This is a genomic window from Pseudomonas sp. P9_31, from assembly GCF_034008235.1.
Classification (GTDB): domain Bacteria; phylum Pseudomonadota; class Gammaproteobacteria; order Pseudomonadales; family Pseudomonadaceae; genus Aquipseudomonas.
Genome location: NZ_CP125375.1, coordinates 4,959,067 through 4,978,942, shown reverse-complemented (window position 1 = coordinate 4,978,942; position 19,876 = coordinate 4,959,067). Strand labels below are relative to the sequence as shown.

The 19,876-nt window shown below is 59.1% G+C and carries 17 protein-coding genes and 2 tRNA genes; 4 read left to right on the top strand and 15 right to left on the bottom strand.

The genetic code is table 11. The features are described from left to right. Positions 1-13: 13 nt before the first annotated feature. The 4 genes from QMK51_RS22470 to QMK51_RS22455 all read right to left on the bottom strand — a co-directional run bounded on the left by QMK51_RS22470 (position 14) and on the right by QMK51_RS22455 (position 4,600). Positions 14-1,306 (bottom strand): virulence factor family protein, encoded by a 1,293-nt coding sequence (locus QMK51_RS22470; RefSeq protein WP_320391951.1) that lies wholly within the window; start codon positions 1,304-1,306, stop codon positions 14-16. Continuing rightward, positions 1,306-3,948: a bifunctional lysylphosphatidylglycerol flippase/synthetase MprF gene (gene mprF / locus QMK51_RS22465; protein WP_320391949.1), complete on the bottom strand. Its 2,643-nt coding sequence runs from the start codon at positions 3,946-3,948 to the stop codon at positions 1,306-1,308. The genes QMK51_RS22470 and mprF overlap by 1 nt, the downstream gene beginning before the upstream one ends. A gap of 277 nt (positions 3,949-4,225) precedes the next feature. Next, a tRNA-Met gene (locus tag QMK51_RS22460) sits at positions 4,226-4,302 on the bottom strand. A 221-nt stretch (positions 4,303-4,523) separates the two neighbouring features. Next, positions 4,524-4,600: transfer RNA gene (locus QMK51_RS22455), tRNA-Met, on the bottom strand. 299 nt (positions 4,601-4,899) lie between these two features. Here QMK51_RS22455 and dinB point away from each other — a divergent pair. Next, positions 4,900-5,961, top strand: coding sequence for a DNA polymerase IV (gene dinB, locus QMK51_RS22450; RefSeq protein WP_258697288.1), 1,062 nt, complete (start codon positions 4,900-4,902; stop codon positions 5,959-5,961). A gap of 117 nt (positions 5,962-6,078) precedes the next feature. On the opposite strand, the gene QMK51_RS22445 is transcribed toward dinB, so the two are convergent. From QMK51_RS22445 to QMK51_RS22430, 4 genes are all read right to left on the bottom strand, one after another. Then, the gene (locus tag QMK51_RS22445) at positions 6,079-7,032 is read right to left on the bottom strand and encodes a hypothetical protein (RefSeq protein WP_320391947.1); all 954 of its coding nucleotides are present in this window, start codon (positions 7,030-7,032) and stop codon (positions 6,079-6,081) included. 17 nt (positions 7,033-7,049) lie between these two features. Then, positions 7,050-8,765 carry a proline--tRNA ligase gene (locus QMK51_RS22440; protein WP_320391945.1) on the bottom strand — a complete coding sequence of 572 codons (1,716 nt, stop codon included), beginning with the start codon at positions 8,763-8,765 and terminating at the stop codon, positions 7,050-7,052. 140 nt (positions 8,766-8,905) lie between these two features. Beyond that, positions 8,906-10,465: an AmpG family muropeptide MFS transporter gene (locus QMK51_RS22435; RefSeq protein WP_320391943.1), complete on the bottom strand. Its 1,560-nt coding sequence runs from the start codon at positions 10,463-10,465 to the stop codon at positions 8,906-8,908. Between the two features lie 44 nt (positions 10,466-10,509). Beyond that, on the bottom strand, positions 10,510-10,863 hold the full coding sequence (locus QMK51_RS22430; RefSeq protein ID WP_258697284.1) for an MGMT family protein: 354 nt from the start codon (positions 10,861-10,863) through the stop codon (positions 10,510-10,512). Between the two features lie 165 nt (positions 10,864-11,028). On the opposite strand from QMK51_RS22430, the gene QMK51_RS22425 reads away from it, so the two are divergent. Beyond that, positions 11,029-12,036 (top strand): DUF481 domain-containing protein, encoded by a 1,008-nt coding sequence (locus QMK51_RS22425; RefSeq protein WP_320391941.1) that lies wholly within the window; start codon positions 11,029-11,031, stop codon positions 12,034-12,036. 164 nt (positions 12,037-12,200) lie between these two features. Here the strand turns inward: QMK51_RS22425 and QMK51_RS22420 are convergent, their stop codons facing one another. Beyond that, the gene (locus QMK51_RS22420) at positions 12,201-13,724 is read right to left on the bottom strand and encodes a toxin-antitoxin system YwqK family antitoxin (protein WP_320391939.1); all 1,524 of its coding nucleotides are present in this window, start codon (positions 13,722-13,724) and stop codon (positions 12,201-12,203) included. 48 nt (positions 13,725-13,772) lie between these two features. Then, on the bottom strand, positions 13,773-13,982 hold the full coding sequence (locus tag QMK51_RS22415) for a cold-shock protein (protein WP_002554837.1): 210 nt from the start codon (positions 13,980-13,982) through the stop codon (positions 13,773-13,775). A gap of 354 nt (positions 13,983-14,336) precedes the next feature. On the opposite strand from QMK51_RS22415, the gene dcd reads away from it, so the two are divergent. Further along, positions 14,337-14,903, top strand: a complete 567-nt coding sequence (gene dcd, locus QMK51_RS22410) for a dCTP deaminase (protein ID WP_007904652.1) — start codon at positions 14,337-14,339, stop codon at positions 14,901-14,903. A gap of 107 nt (positions 14,904-15,010) precedes the next feature. Beyond that, positions 15,011-15,220 (top strand): hypothetical protein, encoded by a 210-nt coding sequence (locus tag QMK51_RS22405; protein ID WP_019580966.1) that lies wholly within the window; start codon positions 15,011-15,013, stop codon positions 15,218-15,220. Positions 15,221-15,390: 170 nt separating this feature from the next. Here QMK51_RS22405 and QMK51_RS22400 read toward each other — a convergent pair whose 3' ends face one another. From QMK51_RS22400 to QMK51_RS22380, 5 genes are read right to left on the bottom strand one after another with little or no spacing between them, the layout of a single operon-like run. Next, entirely contained in the window at positions 15,391-16,155 is a 765-nt protein-coding gene (locus QMK51_RS22400; protein WP_320391933.1) for an ABC transporter ATP-binding protein, read from the bottom strand. 13 nt (positions 16,156-16,168) lie between these two features. After that, positions 16,169-17,287 (bottom strand): M14 family metallopeptidase, encoded by a 1,119-nt coding sequence (locus QMK51_RS22395; RefSeq protein ID WP_320391932.1) that lies wholly within the window; start codon positions 17,285-17,287, stop codon positions 16,169-16,171. Positions 17,288-17,299: 12 nt separating this feature from the next. Further along, positions 17,300-18,010 carry an ABC transporter permease gene (locus tag QMK51_RS22390; RefSeq protein ID WP_258697279.1) on the bottom strand — a complete coding sequence of 237 codons (711 nt, stop codon included), beginning with the start codon at positions 18,008-18,010 and terminating at the stop codon, positions 17,300-17,302. Then, positions 18,007-18,735 carry an ABC transporter permease gene (locus QMK51_RS22385; RefSeq protein WP_258697278.1) on the bottom strand — a complete coding sequence of 243 codons (729 nt, stop codon included), beginning with the start codon at positions 18,733-18,735 and terminating at the stop codon, positions 18,007-18,009. The genes QMK51_RS22390 and QMK51_RS22385 overlap by 4 nt, the downstream gene beginning before the upstream one ends. Before the next feature lie 56 nt (positions 18,736-18,791). Further along, a complete protein-coding gene (locus QMK51_RS22380; RefSeq protein ID WP_258697277.1) occupies positions 18,792-19,574 on the bottom strand; it encodes a transporter substrate-binding domain-containing protein in 783 nt (260 codons plus the stop codon). Positions 19,575-19,876 lie beyond the last annotated feature (302 nt).

Sequence of the window (19,876 nt, the reverse complement as noted above, 5' to 3'; positions counted from 1 at the left end):
AGTGCGGTTCAGCTCACTCCTGAGCCGCCGCCTTCGCTTGACGCTTCTCGATGGCATCGACCAGGCGCTGGGCCAGTTTCGGGTAGTTCTCGTCGAAGTGATGGCCGCCAGGCAGTTTCATCGCCTCGCCCACAGCAGTCTTGTCAGTGCAGCCGCTCTCGTCGACTTCTTCCTCGCCGTAGATGCACACCACTTTTGCAGGCGGCAGCTTGGCCATTTCCGGGCCGGTGGCGGCTTCTTTGCCGGCGTTGCCGAGCCAGCCTTCGACTTCGATCTCGAAGCTGCCGGTGCGGGCGAAGGCCAGCAGGATGATTGCATCGATCCGCTGTTGTTCGGCTTCCGGCAGGCGGTTGTAGATGGCGGGCAGGACGTCCGCGCCGAACGAGTAGCCCGTCAGGATGAAGCGCTTGGTGCCCCATTTCTGCCGGTAGTGCTGCATCAGTTCGGTCAGGTCCAGAGCGCTTTGTTCCGGGCTCTTGTGCTGCCAGTAGTAGCGCAGGGTGTCGATGCCGACGACCGGGTAGCCGATCTTCGCCATCTCGCCCGCTACATCGCGGTCCAGGTCGCGCCAGCCGCCGTCACCGGAGAGGAACAGGGTGACGGTGTCCTTGGCTTGGCCGGCGGGCACTTCGACCACCGGAATCTGCAGGCCGCCGGCGGCTTTATCGCCACCGACGAGGGTTTTGCGCAGTTCGTTGTTCAGCACTTGCGGCAGGTTGATGTCGTAGTCGCTGATGCTGGTTTCGGCATTGGGCTGGTCGCGCACGAAGCCGGCGCTGGTGTCGTCCGGGTTGTCGTTCCAGGCCACCAGCCAGTGGCCGTGAGCGGCACTTTTTGGCAGCAGGTGAGTGCAGCCGGGTTTTTCCAGGGCCAGGTCAACCGAAATGGCCTGAGTCTTGTCGTCCTTTTGTTCGGACAACCAGCGCCAGGCCAGTACAGCGCCAGGGCCGATACCGCTGACCAGGGTTGCCGGGCCTTTGAGTTCTCTTAAACCCGATTGCAATGCGCGGCTTTGCAGCAGGCAGTCTTTGGGCAAAATCACCTGAACAATCTGCGCCGAGCCGCTGCGGCTCAGGGTCATCAATTGTTTGTCGCTGAGCTTCTGCTCTTCATTGACCGCCACCAGCACCTGGGCGCGCGGCGTGGTGCCGGGGATGACGCGGGTCATCGCGGCGCCATCGGCTGGCGTCAGCAGTTCGAGGGTCGGTTCTGGCGCCGGGCGTTTGAGGTACCAGTAACCGCCACCGACAATCAGGGCCAGCACTACCAGTGTGGCCAGTACGTACCGCAGGGAGCGTTGAATCATCAGCGTTTCACCAATCCAGTCAAGCCGCCCGCAATCAGGGCAGCAGTGTCGGCCAGGGCCACCAGCGGATCGAGTCCGGCGGGCACAGCCATATAACGGGGTTCCCAGTCGGGCTGGAACTTGTCTTTGAAGCGGCGCAAACCTTGGAAGTTGTACAACTGCTCACCACGGCGGAATACCATCGAGCCCAGGCGCTGGGTCAGTGGTGCGCCGCGCCGGGGTTGCAACCCCGACAACGGCACCATGCCCAGGCTGAAACGCGCGTATCCATGATTTTTATAATGTTGAATCAGGCCGACCATCATGAACTCCATGGTCAACTTGGGGGCGTCGGGGTGTGCGCGCATCAGGTCGAGGCTGGCCAGATCATGGCCGTAGGTTTCGAGCAAGTTGGCGAACGCCACCGGGCGCCCTTCGAAACGAATCACCGCGACACGGAAGTGCTTGAGGTAGTCATCACTGAAACGCCCGAGCGAGAAGCCTTTCTCGCGCACATTCTTGCCGGTCAGCCAGGCATCGGAAATCACCTTGAGCTCGTCCATCGGCGCTTGCCCCGGCTCATGGATCTCCAGCGACAGGCCGTCACGGGTGCCGCGATTCCAGGTGTAGCGCAGGTCCTTCATCTCTTTGCCTTTGGCCTCGAGATCGAAACGCTTGAGATCGACCCGGGCTTCTTCGCCGAGCTTGATCGCGCTCAGGCCGATGTCCATGTAGTACGGCAGGTTCTCGGCGCGCACTTGATAGAACACAGGGCGGGCGTGGTGGAGATCGCACAGGTCACGGAACTGCCAGATCATTTCCGCCCGTTGCTGGGTCGGGCCGATTGGATCATACAACGCTACCAGGCTGCGGCCGCGGCGGGCGTACATCAGAAACGCCTCGTCGTTGGGGTGAAACAATAGCGCCTTGTCACCGGTCAGGGCCAGGCCGCCATCCGGTTGGGAGGAGGCCATGAGAACCTTTACCGCGCGGTCCAGTTCATCGGGCGTTGGCAGATGGATCACCGGGCGCGCAGTGCGCAGCAACCAGGTCAGCGACACCACCACCAGCAGGACCGCGGCGCCGAGCAGCGAGCGCAGGCCTCGCGGGGCATCGGCGTCAAGGGTGAACTGCCACCAGAGTTGATGGCTGTAGGGAACGTCCTGATAGGCGAACAGCAGCAGCCAGATCGACGCGCCGAGTACGCAGAGACTGGACACTAGATACAGCGGCGAAAACGGTACTTCGGTCAGGCGGCTGGGGCGGTAGAACGAGCGCCGGAAAACCCCCAGCAAGCTCGCCGTCAGGGTCATCAGGCAGGCCTCTTCCCAGTCGAACCCTTTGAGCAGAGAGAGCACCGCGCCGACCAACAACAGAATGGTGGTCAGCATCCATGCGGCCGACAGGCGGCGACGCAGCCCCTGAGCCAGCAGCAGGCAGAGAACGCCCACCAGGCTGGCGCCGAAGTGCGAGGCGTCGACCAGGCGATGGGGGATCAGAAAGCCGATGTGTTCAAGGCGGGTATCGATTTCCGGCGTCACGCCGGAAAACAGCAGCACCACGCCGGACAGGAACACCAGCACCGCCAGAATCGGCGCGGCCAGGCCAGAGGCGGCACGCAGGGACTGGCGTGTCTGAAACAGGCGCTGGCCTTCGTTGACCAGCAGCAATACGCAAGCCACCAGCAGTGGCAACACCACGTAGATCAGGCGGTAGAGCAGCAGGGCGGCAGCCAGTGGCGCGGCGCCGAGCTTGTCGGCGAAGGCCGCCAGCAAAATCGCTTCGAACACCCCGACACCGCCCGGCACATGGCTGAGCACGCCAGCGGCCAGGGCCAATAGATAGACCAGCAGGAACGCACCGAAGGGTGGCGCTTCCGGCAGCAACAGATAGAGCACGGTCGCGGCGGCGGCCACGTCCAGGGCAGTGATGACCAGTTGCAGGAAGGTCAGGCGACGACCTGGCAGGCGCAAGGTGCGGCGGCCGACCTTGACCAGCAGGTTGTCCGGGTAAGGCTGTTCCGGCAGGCGACGGCGATAGATACCGATGGCCAATACCGTGGCGAGCAGCAGCACGGCCACTGCAATCGCGCCCAGCAACGTTTCGGAGAAGCCCAGTGCCACGGAGGCGGCAGGCAGGTTGCTGAGCGTGGCGAGGGCGGCCAGGGGCGGCAGGGCGCAACCGAGCGAGAGGCTGGCAAACAGCGTCATATGCGCGACTTCCGAAGCGCCCACGCCATGACGTGCATATAAACGGTAGCGAACCGAGCCGCCCGACAGCAGCGAAAGACCGATGGCATTGCCGATAGCGAAGGCGGTAAAACCGCCCAGTGCCAGTATTCGCGGCGCCAGCGTCGCGCCGGCATAACGGCTGGCTGACCATTCATAGCCCAGCAGAATGATGAAACCGATGACGGTCGCACCGAACGCACCCAGCAAGGCCGGTTTCGGCACTTCCAGGATCGAGTCGTGCAGCGCGTACAGATCGAGTTCGCTCAGCAGATGACGACAGGCAATCAGCGCGATAGCGAACAACAGCAAAGTGACCGCCAGTCCGATGGGTTGACGGTATTTGCTGATTCGATCGAGCAAGCGCAGGCGCTCGGCTTTGATCGGTTGTGTCGCTGTGACAGTGTCTTGTGGATCAGACGAGTTGGCGCGCATCAATCACCTCTTGGATTGTGCGCGACAGGATGGGGGTATCCAGCCAAGTTACCAATCCCTGTAGAAAAAAATAATCACAAATATTAACGCGTCTCACCGGGTAGCGGCGATGGCACGTCACCAATCGTAGAGGGTTTTGGTCTGTGGTTCAGCCGGTCTGAACTCACAGTCTGGCGATCCCGAACGGCTCACTACACAGTGACAGATCATTGTTGCGAAAGGACTTTTTCAGCAGATACAAAAAAGGCCACTCTTTCGAGTAGCCTTTTCTGATGTTTGGTTGCGGGAGCCGGATTTGAACCGACGACCTTCGGGTTATGAGCCCGACGAGCTACCAGACTGCTCCATCCCGCGTCTGTGTGGCGGCATTCTACAGGCGAACGCCGGAGTGTCAACCGTTAATCCAAGGATAGATCAAATAAGCGTGAATCAGCGGCGAACGGTCGCGGGGGAGGCCTAAGTTTCGGAATCAGAACGATTTCTTATTTCTGTGCCGTGAGGCATCGACCGCTGTTTCTTTATAAAACAGGCGCGCACAAAAAAGGCCACTCTTTCGAGTAGCCTTTTTTGATGTTTGGTTGCGGGAGCCGGATTTGAACCGACGACCTTCGGGTTATGAGCCCGACGAGCTACCAGACTGCTCCATCCCGCGTCTGTGTGTCGGCATTCTACAGAGGATCGCCGGGCTGTCAACCTTAAATCCTGAAAAACCTGTTCCTGTTCAAGTGCTTAGGTGCGTTAAGGGATGTGGCGAAAGGCTTGAAACGCAGGCGGGGCAAGGCCTGCAGCTCTATCGGTAGAGTGGTTTCGATTGAGAGAATAAATTCCTGGTACTTTTCCCACAACAGGAAAAGAACATTCAGAGTACTGGTGCTATATACAGGTGTCAGTGAGATACTGCCGGTACGACTCGCCAATACTTCATTTCTTCGCCATGAATACCGCTTTTATATGACGCAGCGAAAAATCATCCACGTCGATTGTGACTGCTTCTACGCCGCCATCGAGATGCGGGACGACCCGCGCCTGGCCGGTAAGCCATTGGCGGTGGGCGGCTCGGCGGATCGGCGTGGGGTGATTGCCACCTGCAACTATGAAGCGCGGGCTTATGGCGTACGCTCGGCCATGTCTTCCGGGCATGCCTTGAAGTTGTGCCCGGACCTGACCATCGTCAAGCCGCGCATGGAAGCCTATAGAGAAGCGTCGAAGGAAATTCACACGATCTTTCGCGATTACACCGACCTGATCGAACCGCTTTCCCTGGATGAGGCGTACCTCGACGTGTCGGACAGCGCGCATTTCGGCGGCAGCGCCACGCGAATCGCCCAGGACATTCGTCGTCGGGTGTCCAACCAGTTGCACATCACCGTGTCGGCCGGTGTGGCGCCGAACAAGTTTCTCGCCAAGATCGCCAGTGACTGGAAAAAGCCTAACGGCTTGTTCGTGATCACGCCGGATCAAGTGGAGGACTTTGTCAGCGGTTTGCCGGTGAGCAAGCTGCACGGTGTTGGCAAAGTGACCGCCGATAAACTGGGCAAGCTCGGCATCGCCGATTGCTCGCAATTACGCGAATGGAGCAAATTGGCGCTGGTGCGAGAATTTGGCAGCTTCGGCGAGCGACTCTGGAGCCTGGCCCGTGGGATCGATGAGCGGCTGGTGCACAACGACAGTCGTCGGCAGTCGATCAGCGTCGAAAATACCTACGACGTGGACCTGCCGGATCTGGTGAGTTGTCTGGATAAATTGCCTGAGTTACTGGAGTCCCTGAATGGCCGCATGGCTCGGATCGACAGCAGCTATCGACCGGGTAAGCCGTTCGTCAAAGTGAAATTTCATGATTTTACCCAGACCACGTTGGAGCAAGCCGGGGCAGGGCGGGATCTGGGGAGTTATCAGTTGCTGCTGACCCAGGCCTTCAATCGCGGCGGGAAACCGGTGCGGTTGTTGGGGATTGGGGTAAGGCTGGAGGATTTGCGGGGCGGGTTTGAGCAGCTGGAGTTGTTTGAGCGGTAGTTTGGGGGGGAATTTAAGGGCCTCATCGCGAGCAGGCTCGCTCCCACATTAGACCGCGTTCGTCTGAACAACTCGGTCAACTGTGGGAGCGAGCCTGCTCGCGATGCTTTTATGCGTTCAATTCGGCCCCGGATCCGCCACCAGTCGCCCGGCATCCTTGGTCAGTGACTTGAGGAACTCGGCCTGCAACTCGGGATCGTTGCGGGTCAGTTCGATCAGGCTCTGTTCCAGCTCACTGGCTTCTTCTTCCAGACCCAGTTCCGACAGGCGTTTGACCCGGTGCACCCACTGGCTCACTTCGTCGTCTTCGAGGTCGTCGTAAATCAGCCCATGGGCTTCGAGCAGCTTGCCGCGCAAGGTGTTGCTGATCGCCAGGGACGAGTCGGTGTGCACATCGTCCTTGTTGTCCTCGACACTGATCTGCAGCTTGTCCAGATGGTTGAGGTCATGCTCGGCGAACGGGCTGTCCAGCAGGTTCAGGCGCAACACGCCGTTGCGGTCGGTGCTCAGCTCGAACGTGTTCTTGCCAGCCTTGACCTGCACCGGGCGCTCGCTCCACGGCAGGCTCGAGTATTCCGTGCGCTTGTCGCGCTGGACTTCGTCAATACCCGCCAGGTTCTGTTGCGCCCGGCCATGGGACTGCACGTTCATGAACGGGTTGAGCCCGGCGAAACCATAGCTGAGCCAGTCCTTCGTCACGCTGTCCGGCAGATTGCCGAGGGCGAACACGTTGACCACGTTCGCACCGACACCGGCCACCACCGCCACCGCACCCAGTGGGATCTCGTAGATCTCCCTCCAGGGTTGGTAAGGTGTGTAGCGATCGTAGTGACGCGTGACTTCGAACTCGGTGACTTCGAAGGTCTTTTGCTCGTGGATTTTCACCCGGCGTTGCGGCAGCTCAAGTACCTTGGGCTCACCGACATCGATCTGCAGGCTGTGATCGAGCAGTTTGCGCTCGACCCGTTCCTCGTGCTCGCTGCGTTGTGACATCTGATTGGCACAGCCGCTGACCAGCAGGGCGCCGCACAGGGCGGCGCCACCGAGGCCTAAGGTGTTTCGCTTGAACATGACGTCTCTATCTGGTTTCAGCGGCGGATACGGGCCTGGAGGAAAGACAGCACGTCAGCGACCGGCAGCGCTTGCGCCTCGGCCTCGGTGCGGCTCTTGTATTCCAGATTGCCGTCGGCGAGGCCGCGGTCACTGACCACGATCCGGTGTGGAATGCCGATCAGCTCCATGTCCGCGAACTTGATGCCCGGGCTGGTTTTCTTGTCGCGGTCGTCCAGCAGCACGTCGAAGCCGGCGGCAGTCAGTTCTGCGTAGAGCTTGTCGGTGGCTTCGCGAACCTGTTCGGTTTCGTAGCGCAGCGGTACCAGAGCAACCTGGAACGGAGCCAGAGCGTCGCTCCAGATGATCCCGTTCTCGTCGTTGTTCTGTTCGATGGCGGCGGCCACCACGCGAGACACGCCAATGCCATAGCAGCCCATTTCCAGGGTGACCGGCTTGCCGTTCTCGCCCAGCACTTCGCACTTCATCGCTTTGCTGTACTTGTTGCCCAGCTGGAAGATGTGCCCGACTTCGATGCCGCGCTTGATTTCCAGGGTGCCTTTGCCGTCAGGGCTCGGATCACCGGCCACGACATTGCGCAGGTCGGCGACGGTCGGAACCGGCAGATCACGTTCCCAGTTCACGCCGAAGTAGTGTTTGTCGTCGATGTTGGCACCAATGCCGAAGTCGCTCATCAGCTCGACGGAACGGTCGATGATGATCGGCAGAGGCAGGTTCAACGGGCCAAGAGAACCGGCGCCGGCGCCAATGGCGTCGCGCAGTTCAGCTTCGGAAGCCATGACCAGCGGGCTGGCAACGCCAGGTTGGTTGGCGGCCTTGATTTCGTTCAGCTCGTGGTCGCCACGGATGATCAGGGCAATCAGTTTGCCTTGTTCTTCAGCGTGCACCACCAGGGTCTTGATGGTCTTTTCGATCGGCAGATTGAAGCCTTCGACCAGTTGCGCAATGGTCTTGGCGTTCGGCGTGTCGACCAGGCGCAGCTCTTCGGTAGGCGCGGCACGAGTGGTTTCGCGCGGTACGGCTTCGGCCTTTTCGATGTTCGCTGCGTAGTCGGAACCGTTGCTGAAGACGATGTCGTCTTCGCCGGATTCGGCCAGCACGTGGAACTCGTGGGAGCCGGCACCGCCGATCGAGCCGTTGTCGGCTTCAACCGGGCGGAATTTCAGGCCCAGGCGGGTGAACACGTTGCAGTACGCCTGGTGCATGCGGTCGTAGGTAATCTGCAGCGATGCCTGATCAGCGTGGAAGGAGTAGGCGTCCTTCATGATGAATTCGCGGCCGCGCATCAAACCGAAGCGTGGGCGGATTTCATCACGGAATTTGGTCTGGATCTGATACAGGTTGATCGGCAGCTGTTTGTAGCTGCTCAACTCGTTACGCATCAGGTCGGTGATGACTTCTTCGTGAGTCGGGCCGGCGCAGAAGTCGCGGCCATGGCGATCCTTGAAGCGCAGCAATTCCGGGCCGTATTCTTCCCAGCGACCGGATTCCTGCCACAGCTCAGCCGGTTGAGTACTCGGCATCAACACTTCGAGAGAGCCGGCGGCGTTCATTTCTTCACGCACGATGGCTTCAACCTTGCGCATCACTCGCAAGCCCATGGGCAGCCAGGTGTACAGGCCCGAGGCGAGTTTGCGGATCATGCCGGCGCGCAGCATCAGCTGATGGCTGATGACGACCGCATCGGAAGGCGTTTCTTTCTGTGTGGCGAGCAAAAATTGACTGGTGCGCATGGTTGGCCGTTGTCGGTTGCTGATATCGAGAAGTGACGGAGCATTGTACGGGCGAGATCTGCCGGCGTACAGGAGTGCGGCCGGCTGTGTGGCTGGAGGGCGAGAATCCGCTCGCCCTCATGCTTGCTGCGTAATAGAGCCTACGATTCTTCCGTGACGGGAGTCTGAACCGGTTCCGGCGTCGGTGTCGGACCTGCGCGGCGGTTTTCCTGGAACCAGTGCAAGGCGATCAACAGCAGGGTCGGAACGCCCAGCAGGGCGGTGATCAGGAAGAACTGGTGATAACCGAATTTTTCCACCATAACCCCTGAGTAGCCGCCGATCAGGCGGGGCAGCAAGAGCATGATCGAGCTCAGCAGGGCGTACTGGGTGGCGGAGAATTTGAGGTTGGTCAGGCTCGACAGGTAAGCGACAAATGCCGAAGTCGCCAGGCCCGAGCTGAAGTTATCCAGCGAAATGGTGACGATCAGCATCTGCAGATTGGCCCCCATGTCCGTGAGCATCAGGAACAACAGGTTGGTGGCGGCCGATGCAGCGCCGCCGATGAACAGGATGGGCAGAATGCCGAAGCGCACGATCAGCAGGCCACCCATGCCGGCACCGACCAGCGTCATGATCAGGCCGAAAACCTTGCTGACACTGGCAATCTGGTCCTTGGTGAACCCCTGGTCGATGTAGAACACGTTGGCCATCACGCCCATGACCGTATCGGACATCCGATAGGTGGCGATCAGCCCGAGCAGCAGCAGCGCCTGCCAGCGGTAACGCAGAATGAAGTCGTTGACCGGGGTCAGCACCGGCGCCAGGCCACGGCGGCCCATGGCCGACAGGCACAGGGTGGTGAGCGTGGTATAGAGGATCGCTCGCAGGAACGCGCGGTCTTCGAGCAGCAGGTCGAGCAGGCTTACACCGTTGAACAGTACGCTGGCGAAGTCAGTGTTATAGAGCTGGGTGAACATGGCCGGTACGGACACCAGCAGCACGATCAGCACGAACACTGACGCCAATTGGTGCACAAAGCTGTAGCGGCCGGCCTGGAGCTGAGTGCGCAGTGGCACCGGCGGTTCGCGCATGAACAGGGAGGTCAGCAGCGCCGGGATCATCAAGATGCCGAACAGCACGTAGGTGCCTGTCCACGCCGCATGCTTGTAGTTGAAACCGGTGGAGCCGAAGCCTTCGGCGAAGAACAGTGCGCCGGCCGTCGCCAGCAGGGCCGCGACCCGATAACCGGCCATGTAGCTGGCCGCCAATGCAGCCTGGCGGGTGTCGTCGGCGATTTCCAGGCGATAGGCGTCGACGGCGATGTCTTGCGTCGCGGAGGCGAAAGCGACGATCACGGCGATGGCGATCAGCCAGGACAGGTGCTTTTGCGGGTCGCAGAAACCCATGCCGATCAGGCCGAGGATCACCAGTGCCTGGGCCAGAACCAGCCAGGAACGTCGTCGACCCAGCTTACCGAGCAGTGGCAGGCGCCATTGGTCGAGCAGCGGGGACCAGACCCATTTAAAGGCGTAGGCCAGGCCGATCAGGCTTGCGTAGCCGATGGTTTCGCGGGCAACACCGGCCTCGCGCAGCCAGACTGAAAGCGTCGAAAACACCAGCATGTAGGGCAGGCCGGCGGCGAAACCAAGCAGCAACAACACGAGCGTCGAAGGGCTGGCATAGGCGGCGAGCGCGGCGCGCCAGGTTTTACGGGGCATGGGCTGGAGTCTGCCTCAAGAGTTACGGAAACAAAGCGCGCACTCTAACCGCTGTGCTCTACCGGGCGCCAGCCATGGCGCTGAATATCAACACGATTGTTCAGGATACTGATGCCTTCCATGCGCAACCGGGCCCGTTGTTCATCCCCCGAAGGGCTGCCCACAGGCAGGCTGATCCGACCGCCGGCAGCCAGCACACGGTGCCAGGGCAATTTAGTGTCGCCGGGCAGTTGGCTCAATGTTCGCCCGACCCAGCGGGCGGCACGGCCCAGTCCCGCCAGCTCGGCAAGCTGGCCATAACTCACGACTTTGCCCTCGGGTACTTGCGCCAGGGTCAGGTAGAGCGCCGTGCGTCGGATTTGCGCCGCGCTTTCGGTTTCAGCGGTTGAGTCGGTCACGTCCCGGGCTTCCTGAAAAATGCGTATTGACCGTCTGTAGGGTAAATCCTGGATCGGCCGTTGAGAACTGAACTCAATAGAAATAGTCGGGTCAGTGCTTGCTAGGGCCCTATTCGTAAGAATAATGCCGACTTTTTTTCGCAAAGTTGAGCCATCCATTCGCTTATGTTGTCCAGAACCTTGCTGTGCCTCGCTGTCGTCAGTGCTTCCACTCCCCTGCTCGCCGACACCGTGTGGTTGAAGAACGGTGACAAGTTGAGTGGCAAAATCACCGTGTTCGACGGTGGCAAGCTATTGATCCAGACTCAATATGCCGGGGCGGTGCCGATTGACTGGAAAGAGGTGAAAACCCTGGAAAGCGATCAGCAGTTGCTGGTCAAACAGGATGCCTACACCGGCGAAAAGGCCAAGGCGCTACACGCGGCAGAAGATGGCAAGGTCACCCTGGCCAACGGCGAGACGCCCAAGACGGTTGAGCTGGCGAGTATCCAGCAGATCCTCAAGCCGAAACCGGTGGTCGAGGATTTGGTGTGGAAAGGTAATGTTGATATGGCGCTGGATTATCGGCGGGCCGAAAAAGATACGGATGATTATGACGTCGGCTTCAAGACTACCGCGCGTCATGGTCGATGGCGTCATACGGCGGAAGGTGAGTACAACCGCGAGTTCCAGGATGACGTCGTCACCACTGACAACTGGCGTGCCGAGTATTCTCTCGACCGATTCCTCACCGAGAAGTGGTTCTGGCAAGGGCGTTTGAATTACAAGCGTGACAAGGTCGAAGACCTGTCCCGTCAACGCGTGGTCGGTACCGGTCCCGGCTATCAGTTCTGGGATGATGAATTGGGCGCTTTCTCTCTTGGATCCCTGCTCAACCATACGGATTATGAGTACAGGGATGGTGGCAAGGATCAATTCTATTCCTTGGCCGTGAAGTGGAACTACAACCGCTACCTGATCGGCAAGAAGGTCGAGTTCTTCACCAGCGGCGAAGTTGGCAAGCCGTTGTCGGGCGTGGCGGATTACGCCCTCGATACCGAGGTCGGCCTGCGCTACAAAGTCACCGATTGGGCGTCGCTGAACCTGAAGGCCGAGAAAGACATCATCAGTGGTACCGAGGATGCTGACTTGAGCAAGACTCGCTATACGGCGGGGTTTGGCGTGGCCTGGTAACACGCTGAAAGCTCGAAAGATCGCAGCCTTCGGCAGCTCCTGCGCAGGATTGAGGTACATCCTGTAGGAGCTGTTTAAGGCTGCGATCTTTTTTTGCCACACAAAACACTCAGCATAAAAAATGCTTTTGAGGGCGAGGTTTTATTAGCGTGTCGCGTGCTCAGTTAAAGGCTCGTGCATTCGCCTTGGCGGACACCGGCGTCGTAGTGACATTCAGCACTCAAGCGGCCGTCCGGCCCCCAGAAACGGCTGACGCCCTGTTGGAGACCGTCCTTGTATTCCGCTGACGAATTCATCTGACCACTTTCGTACCAGGTGAGGGCAGTGCCCTCAAGCTTTCCGTCCTTGTAGATCTTGTGATCCTTGAGTTGGCCAGTGCCATACCACTCTTTGAAGTCACCTTGCTCGCGGTGTTGTTCATCCCACTGCCATTGCACGGTTTGCACGCCCTGATCGGTCCATGTTGCGTAACTACGCTGCACGTTTTGTTCGTCGTTGAAGTCCTTCTGTTTCTCTTTTCCATTGGGGTGGTACTGGATATGCCAGCCCAAGGGCTTGTTGTCGACATAGTCCCCGCTGCTTTGTAGCGTGCCGTCCGGGTAGTAAGAAAGGCTTGGGCCAACCTTTTTTCCGTCGACGAACTGGCCGCGATGCTCGATCGTGCCGTCGGGGTAGTAGCCGAAAATTGGACCGTCCAGTACATCGTTGCGATAGCTGACGCGACCGATCACTGCGCCGTTTTCGTCATATTCCAAATACTCACCGTCCACCCGCTGGCCCGAGTGCCAGTTGTAGGACTCTGATTTCTTGCCGTTATCGTGGTAGGTGGTTTCCCAGCCATCCAGTTCATCGTTCAAGTAATGGGCGCGTTTAGTGACAATGCCGCTGTCTGAGTAGGTCAGCATTTCGCCCTGACGCTTGCCGTTCATGTCGTACTTGAAGGTTTGGCCGATTTTTTTGTCTGGGTAGTAGGTTTTCGAATCAAGGACGGGCTTGCCTGAAACAAAGTCCTTGGCGTCGACGAAGTAGTCGCGACGCACGGTGCCTGATTCGACGTAAAAGACCTTGGCGTGCCAGGCCTTGCGCTTGCTGTCGTAGGTCAGCGGCATCGGCAAGAAATAAGAGGCCTGGCCCTTTGTTGTTGGCGCATATTGCTCATCCAGATACAGCTTGCCGTCCACCAGTGATGCCGTCAGTGCGCTGCATTCTTCTGGCGTGCAGGGGCGCACCTTTTCGAAAAAGGCCCGTTTGCCGTCGCACTCCGAAAGCGTCAGCAGCAGTGGGGTTTCATCGTCGATCAGTTGCTGAACTTCGTCGAGGAGCCTGCCAAACGATTCATTGGGAACGCCCACCGATTCTGGTGTGAGGTAGACCTCGTTGCTGCCGCAGGCATGCGCTGTGGAGAGCGTCAGCAATGCCGCAGCTCTCAACTGGGCCTGGGGAACGCCCTGTATTTCCGGGCCTTTGCCGATATACGTTGCGTGAGGGTTCATGCCGATAATGATCGTCGGATGATCGGGGTGGGGAGTATCGGCGTGAGCCGAGAGGGGGAGTGCAAGTGCAATCAGCGTTGCGCCCAGCGACGTCCATTGTGTGAATTGCATCCTGCTGCTTCCATGTGGTTTTTTCAGGCGGCGAATCTTATAGATGACAAGCGGTGGGTGTAAGGGGGAAATAGACGCCCACAAAAAAGCCCCGCTTTTAAGGGCGGGGCTTTTTACTAAAGCAGTTACAAGTTAGATAACTTGAACTTCTTCAGCTTGCATGCCTTTCTGACCGCGGGTAGCGATGAAAGAAACCTGTTGGCCTTCTTTCAGGCTTTTGAAGCCGTCGGATTGGATAGCTTTGAAGTGAACGAACAGGTCGTCACCGGATTGTGGAGTGATGAAGCCGAAGCCTTTTTCATCGTTGAACCACTTAACGGTACCGGTTTGGCGATTAGACATGGTGTAACTCCTTGAACAAAGATAACTGCGACTCAGGAAGAACCCTGGCCGAGACTGAGTGCAAAGAGCAGGAAAAATTCTTGTAGATGGTTGGATCGAAATTCAACATATCGTGTAGAGATTCTCAGTGACACAAGCAGCACAGTGGCGCCACCTTAACCCTTTTTCCGGAACGTGCCAATGGTTCTTGCGAAGGTTTCTCTGTTTTCATGACTGACGGTGCGTCGTACAACGGTGACGGCCCGGAATTCACGGGGGATCGGCGAGAATTGTCTCCCGGACTTTGAACCCGGAGCGCCTGCCCGGTAAGATGCCGGACAGAATTTTTCCACCTCGCTATTCAGGACACCCGCCATGAGCATCAAATCGGACAAGTGGATTCGCCGCATGGCGCAGGAACACGGCATGATCGAGCCTTTCGTCGAGCGCCAGGTGCGCGGCAGCGACGATAGCCGTGTGATCTCCTACGGCGTGTCCAGCTACGGCTACGATGTGCGTTGCACCAATCACTTCAAGGTGTTTACCAACATCAATTCGGCGATCGTCGACCCGAAAAACTTCGATGCTGGCAGCTTCGTCGACATCCACAGCGACGTGTGCATCATTCCGCCGAACTCCTTCGCTCTGGCCAGCACCGTCGAATACTTCCGCATCCCGCGTAACGTATTGACCATTTGCCTGGGGAAAAGCACCTACGCGCGTTGCGGCATCATCGTCAACGTCACGCCGCTCGAGCCTGAGTGGGAAGGTCACGTGACCCTGGAGTTCTCCAACACCACCAATCTGCCGGCGAAAATCTACGCGAACGAAGGCGTGGCGCAGATGTTGTTCCTTGAGTCGGACGAAGAGTGCGAAGTTTCCTACAAGGACCGTGGCGGCAAGTACCAGGGCCAGCGCGGCGTGACCCTGCCGCGGACCTGAGTCAACCGTCTGACAACCCGTTGGAATTCCTGAGCGAGCGTACACTCTATGGGGTGTACTGCTCCGATTCGCGCAAGGCGGATCGGGCCATCGCTCAGGAGTGCTTCATGAAGATCGATCCGCGAATAAGTGCCGAACTGGCAAGGCTTGAACCCAATCAGGTTGGCGTGCTGGCCTGGTCCTTGTTGGCACATCCGCCCGTCAGCATGGCAGGGGGCATTCCCCATCAGCCTGATCCCGACACCCCCAACGAAGATCCGACAGAACCCGGAGAGCCCACCCTGCCGGATGAGCCGCCTCCCGCGCCTGTGGTCTAAGGCCTGTCGCTGAAATCCGCCCCTGTAGGCGCTGCCGAAGGTTCGGGCCGCGTTCGGACGATCTTTGGTGGGTTGCGAGATTTCACAGCCGAAAAGCCAGATCAAAAGATCGCAGGCTTCGCCAGTTTCTACAGAGCGATCTGTAGCCGTGGGCGAAACCTGCGATATTTTTATTTCAGGTTGCCGCTCAAGAACTGCTTCAACCGCTCACTCTTCGGATTGCCCAGCACGTCTTCCGGCGCACCTTCTTCTTCCACCAGCCCCTGGTGCAGGAACAGCACCTGGCTCGAGACCTTGCGGGCGAAGCTCATTTCGTGGGTGACCATGATCATGGTCCGGCCTTCTTCGGCCAGACCCTGGATCACCTTGAGCACTTCGCCCACCAGTTCCGGGTCCAGCGCCGAGGTCGGTTCGTCGAACAGCATGACTTCCGGTTCCATGGCCAGCGCGCGGGCAATGGCTACCCGTTGTTGCTGGCCACCCGACAGGAACGCCGGGTACTGATCCGCCACACGCGCCGCCAGGCCAACCTTGTCGAGGTAACGTCGGGCACGGTCCTCGGCTTCTGCCTTGCTGCAACCGAGCACCCGTCGCGGGGCCATGGTGATGTTTTCCAGCACCGTCATGTGGCTCCACAGGTTGAAGTGCTGGAACACCATGGCCAGGCGGGTGCGCAGCCGTTGCAACTCATCGGGGTCGGCCACGTGGATGCCATGGCGATCCTTGACCATGCGGATGTTCTGGCCGTCGAGGCTCATGGTGCCGTCGTTGGGTTGTTCGAGAAAGTTGATGCAGCGCAAAAAGGTGCTTTTGCCTGAGCCGCTGGCGCCGATCAGGCTGATGACGTCACCGGTCTTGGCCTTGAGCGAAACGCCTTTGAGCACCTTATGATCGCCGTAGCTTTTATGCAGGTCTTCGATGGTCAATTTGTACATGGGACATGCATCCTCAAGGCGAAAGTAGGTAGCCGCTGCGATAGGCTTCGGTGCCCGCGACGTGGGCGATCACCATGCCGGCAGTGGCCATGCGCCGCAGCGAACGGGCGTACATCAGCCCGGCGGCGGTGCAATGAACGGGGGTGACGCGATCATTGATAGGGTCGATGACTTCGGCGATCAGTTGCCCGGCCTCCAGGTATTCCCCGGGCAGGGCCGTGAACACCAGCAATCCGCCCACGGGTGTCGACACCGGTTCGACCCCGGCCAGCGGCGTGGCCGGGTAGGGCAGTTCCGGTAATGGCGCCGGCTCACCGGCAATCGCACCGAAGTAAATCAGATAGTCGATCAGGGCCTGGCAATCGAGGCTGGCCAGCGGGTGATTGACGTCGCCCTGACCGCGCAATTCGACGGTGACCGAAAAACTGCCCAGCGGAATATCGAAGTGTTCGCCGAAGCGCTCCTTCAACTGCCACCAGAGCAGGGTGAAGCATTCGTCGAACGACTGGCCGCCCGAATCGGTGGCCAGCAGGCTGGCTTCGGCACCGATGTACCGCGCCAGCGGCTCGACCTGAGGCCAGGCCTCGGGTGTGGTGTAGAGGTGCGCGACGGCTTCGAAATCGCAATGCAGGTCCAGCACCATGTCCGCATCGCAGGCCAGCCGTTGCAGGGTCAAGCGTTGGGATTGCAGTTGAGTGGCGGCGGTCTGCCGCGTCAAAGCCTTGCGCAGGCTGTCGCGGATCAGTTCAAGGTTGCGTTGCGGGTCGCCGCCGAGCAGACCTTCGATCTCGTAGCCGACTTCTTCACTCAAGTCGACGAACCAGCGATTGAAGTTCTGCCCGCTTTCCAGCTCGTAGCGGCCCAGTGGAACGTCCATCAACACTTGTTCCAGGCCAACCGGGTTGGCCACGGGCACCAGCACGATTTCGCTGCGCAACCGGCCAGCGGCTTCCAGCTCCGCCAGACGTTGCTTGAGGTGCCAGGCCACCAGCATGCCGGGCAGTTCATCGGCGTGCAGGGAGGACTGGATGTAGATCTTGCCTTTGGCCGCCTGGGGGCCGAAGTGGAAGCTGTGAATCTGTCGCACGGTCCCCGGCAGAGGGGCCAGCAGGTCATGAATCTGGTGGCGCATGTACGAATTGTCCTAGTGAGTCGGCCCGAGGAAGGCCAGCCATCGGCGTTCGGCGAGGCGGAACAGGCCGACCAGCGCAAAGGTAACGGTCAGGTAGATCAGCGCGGCGATGCCGAACGACTGAAAGGTCAGAAAGGTCGCGGAGTTCGCATCACGAGCGACTTTCAGGACATCCGGGATGGTCGCGGTGAACGCCACGGTGGTCGAGTGCAGCATCAGAATCACTTCGTTGCTGTAATAAGGCAACGAACGACGCAGGGCTGACGGCATGATCACGTAGGCATAGAGCTTCCAGCCCGACAGACCGTAAGCCTTGGCCGCCTCGACTTCACCGTGCGCCATGCTGCGAATCGCCCCGGCGAAGATCTCCGTGGTGTAGGCGCAGGTGTTCAGGGCGAAGGCCAGGATGGTGCAGTTCATCGCATCGCGAAAGAACGCATCCAGTACCGGTTGGGCGCGCACGGCGGCCAGGCTGTAAATCCCGGTGTAGCAAATCAGCAACTGGATATACAGCGGCGTCCCGCGAAACAGGTAGGTGTAGAACTGCACTGGCCAGCGGACGTAGACCTTGGGTGAAACCCTGGCGATGGACAGCGGGATCGACACCAGAAAACCGATGAAGATCGACGCGCTGAGCAACCACATGGTCATGGCCAGGCCGGTGATGTGGTAACCGTCGGTATAAAGGAAGGGCTTCCAGTAATCCTGCAAGAGTTCGATCATCGTACGGCCTCCCGGGAGCCGGCGGCGTAGCGGCGTTCAAGTTTGCGCAGGACGAAATTGGAGGCGCTGGTGATCAGCAGGTAAATCACCGCGGCCAACACCAGGAAGTAGAACAGTTGATAGGTGCTTTTGCCGGCGTCCTGAGCAGCTTTGACCAGGTCGGCGAGGCCGATGATCGACACCAGCGCAGTGGCCTTGAGCATCACCATCCAGTTATTGCCGATACCCGGCAGGGCAAAACGCATCATTTGCGGGAACACCACGATCCAGAAGCGCTGGCCACGCTTGAGGCCATAAGCGGTTGCGGCTTCGACCTGACCCCGTGGCACGGCAAGGATCGCCCCGCGAAAGGTTTCGGTGAAGTACGCGCCATAGATAAAGCCCAGGGTAATGACCCCGGCGCTGAACGGGTTGATCTCGATGTATTCCCATTCCATGAAGTCGGTGAGCGACGTCAGCCAGGTTTGCAGGCTGTAGAAAATCAACAGCATCAGCACCAGATCCGGCACGCCGCGAATCAGCGTGGTGTAGACCTGCGCCGGCACGCGCACCAGTTTGACTTTGGACAGTTTGGCACTGGCGCCCAGCAAGCCGAGCAAGACGGCTACCAAGAGCGACAACACCGATAATTTGATGGTCATCCAGGTGCCTTCCATCAACAAAGGACCGAAGCCCTTGAGGCTGAAGGCGGAGAGCCCCAGATTTTGTAATAGGGTTTCGAACATAAATCAGCAACCTGATCGGATAAAAAAAGCGCCCATCGCGAGATGGGCGCCGGGCATTACTTGCCGCTGTACAGATTCAGATCGCCAAAGTGTTTCTTCTGAATGGTGGCGTAGGTGCCATCGTCGTGTAACGCTTTGATACCTTTATCCAAAAGTGCCTTGAGGTCTTTGTTACCTTTAGAGATACCGATCGCTGTTTTGGCTGGCAGCAATTCGCTGTCCACCGGCTTGCTGATTTCGTAATCGGTGCCTTTTGGTGACTTCAAGAAGCCCAGTTCGGCCTGCAGCATGTCCTGGATCGCCGCATCGAGGCGACCGGAAGTCAGGTCGGAATACACCTGATCCTGGTTCTGATAGGCCTGGGTTTTCACGCCAGCCTTGTCCAGAACGGCTTTGGCGTACGCTTCCTGGATGGTGCCTTGCTCGTAGCCTACGGTTTTACCCTTCAGCGAGGCGACGTCTTCGGTCAGGCCGGAACCTTTCTTGAACACGTAAGCGGTTGGGCCGGAGAACAGCTCGCTGGAGAAGTCGATGACTTTTTCGCGGGCGGGGGTGACGGTCATCGAAGAGATCACACCGTCGAATTTATTGGCCTTGAGGCCCGGAATCATGCCGTCGAAATCGCTTTCGACCCACTTGCACTTGACCTTCAGCTCGGCGCAGATCGCATTGCCCAGGTCGATGTCGAAGCCTACCAGGCTGCCATCGGCTGCTTTGGACTCGAACGGCGCGTAGGAAGGGTCAACGCCAAAACGCAATTCTTTGTATTCCTTGGCCAGCGCGGAGCCGGCAGCCATGCACAACGCCAGTGCAGAAAGGGTCAGCAATGCTTTTTTCATTATTCAATCCCTAAGAACCAATATGAGCGCTTGTGGCGCAGAAGTACTGTTACTGAAAAGCGTAAGACCTATTAAAAGTAGCAATTTCCGAACCAGAGTCCCGAACAAGCGTTTAAAAGGTAGTACAAGAAGTGGCAATGCGGGATTTGTGCACGAAAACGGGCGCCGCCAGATCTTTGCGTCTGGATGGTGCGCTGTGTGGGCCAGGGGGCTAGCCCTGATCAGCCAGTCAAGGTGCAGAACCTGTGGGAGCGGGCTTGCTCGCGAAGGCGGTGTGCCAGGCAACATTGATGTCGACTGAC

Excerpts from the sequence above, each read along its gene's own strand:
- QMK51_RS22435 (WP_320391943.1), bottom strand. The coding sequence starts at position 10,465 with ATGCCCCGTAAAACCTGGCGCGCCGCGCTCGCCGCCTATGCCAGCCCT.
- QMK51_RS22445 (WP_320391947.1), bottom strand. The coding sequence starts at position 7,032 with ATGTTCAAGCGAAACACCTTAGGCCTCGGTGGCGCCGCCCTGTGCGGC.
- QMK51_RS22425 (WP_320391941.1), top strand. The coding sequence starts at position 11,029 with ATGTTGTCCAGAACCTTGCTGTGCCTCGCTGTCGTCAGTGCTTCCACT.
- dinB (WP_258697288.1), top strand. The coding sequence starts at position 4,900 with ATGACGCAGCGAAAAATCATCCACGTCGATTGTGACTGCTTCTACGCC.
- QMK51_RS22440 (WP_320391945.1), bottom strand. The coding sequence starts at position 8,765 with ATGCGCACCAGTCAATTTTTGCTCGCCACACAGAAAGAAACGCCTTCC.
- dcd (WP_007904652.1), top strand. The coding sequence starts at position 14,337 with ATGAGCATCAAATCGGACAAGTGGATTCGCCGCATGGCGCAGGAACAC.
- QMK51_RS22395 (WP_320391932.1), bottom strand. The coding sequence starts at position 17,287 with ATGCGCCACCAGATTCATGACCTGCTGGCCCCTCTGCCGGGGACCGTG.
- QMK51_RS22470 (WP_320391951.1), bottom strand. The coding sequence starts at position 1,306 with ATGATTCAACGCTCCCTGCGGTACGTACTGGCCACACTGGTAGTGCTG.
- QMK51_RS22405 (WP_019580966.1), top strand. The coding sequence starts at position 15,011 with ATGAAGATCGATCCGCGAATAAGTGCCGAACTGGCAAGGCTTGAACCC.
- QMK51_RS22400 (WP_320391933.1), bottom strand. The coding sequence starts at position 16,155 with ATGTACAAATTGACCATCGAAGACCTGCATAAAAGCTACGGCGATCAT.
- QMK51_RS22385 (WP_258697278.1), bottom strand. The coding sequence starts at position 18,735 with ATGTTCGAAACCCTATTACAAAATCTGGGGCTCTCCGCCTTCAGCCTC.
- QMK51_RS22415 (WP_002554837.1), bottom strand. The coding sequence starts at position 13,982 with ATGTCTAATCGCCAAACCGGTACCGTTAAGTGGTTCAACGATGAAAAA.
- QMK51_RS22380 (WP_258697277.1), bottom strand. The coding sequence starts at position 19,574 with ATGAAAAAAGCATTGCTGACCCTTTCTGCACTGGCGTTGTGCATGGCT.
- mprF (WP_320391949.1), bottom strand. The coding sequence starts at position 3,948 with ATGCGCGCCAACTCGTCTGATCCACAAGACACTGTCACAGCGACACAA.
- QMK51_RS22390 (WP_258697279.1), bottom strand. The coding sequence starts at position 18,010 with ATGATCGAACTCTTGCAGGATTACTGGAAGCCCTTCCTTTATACCGAC.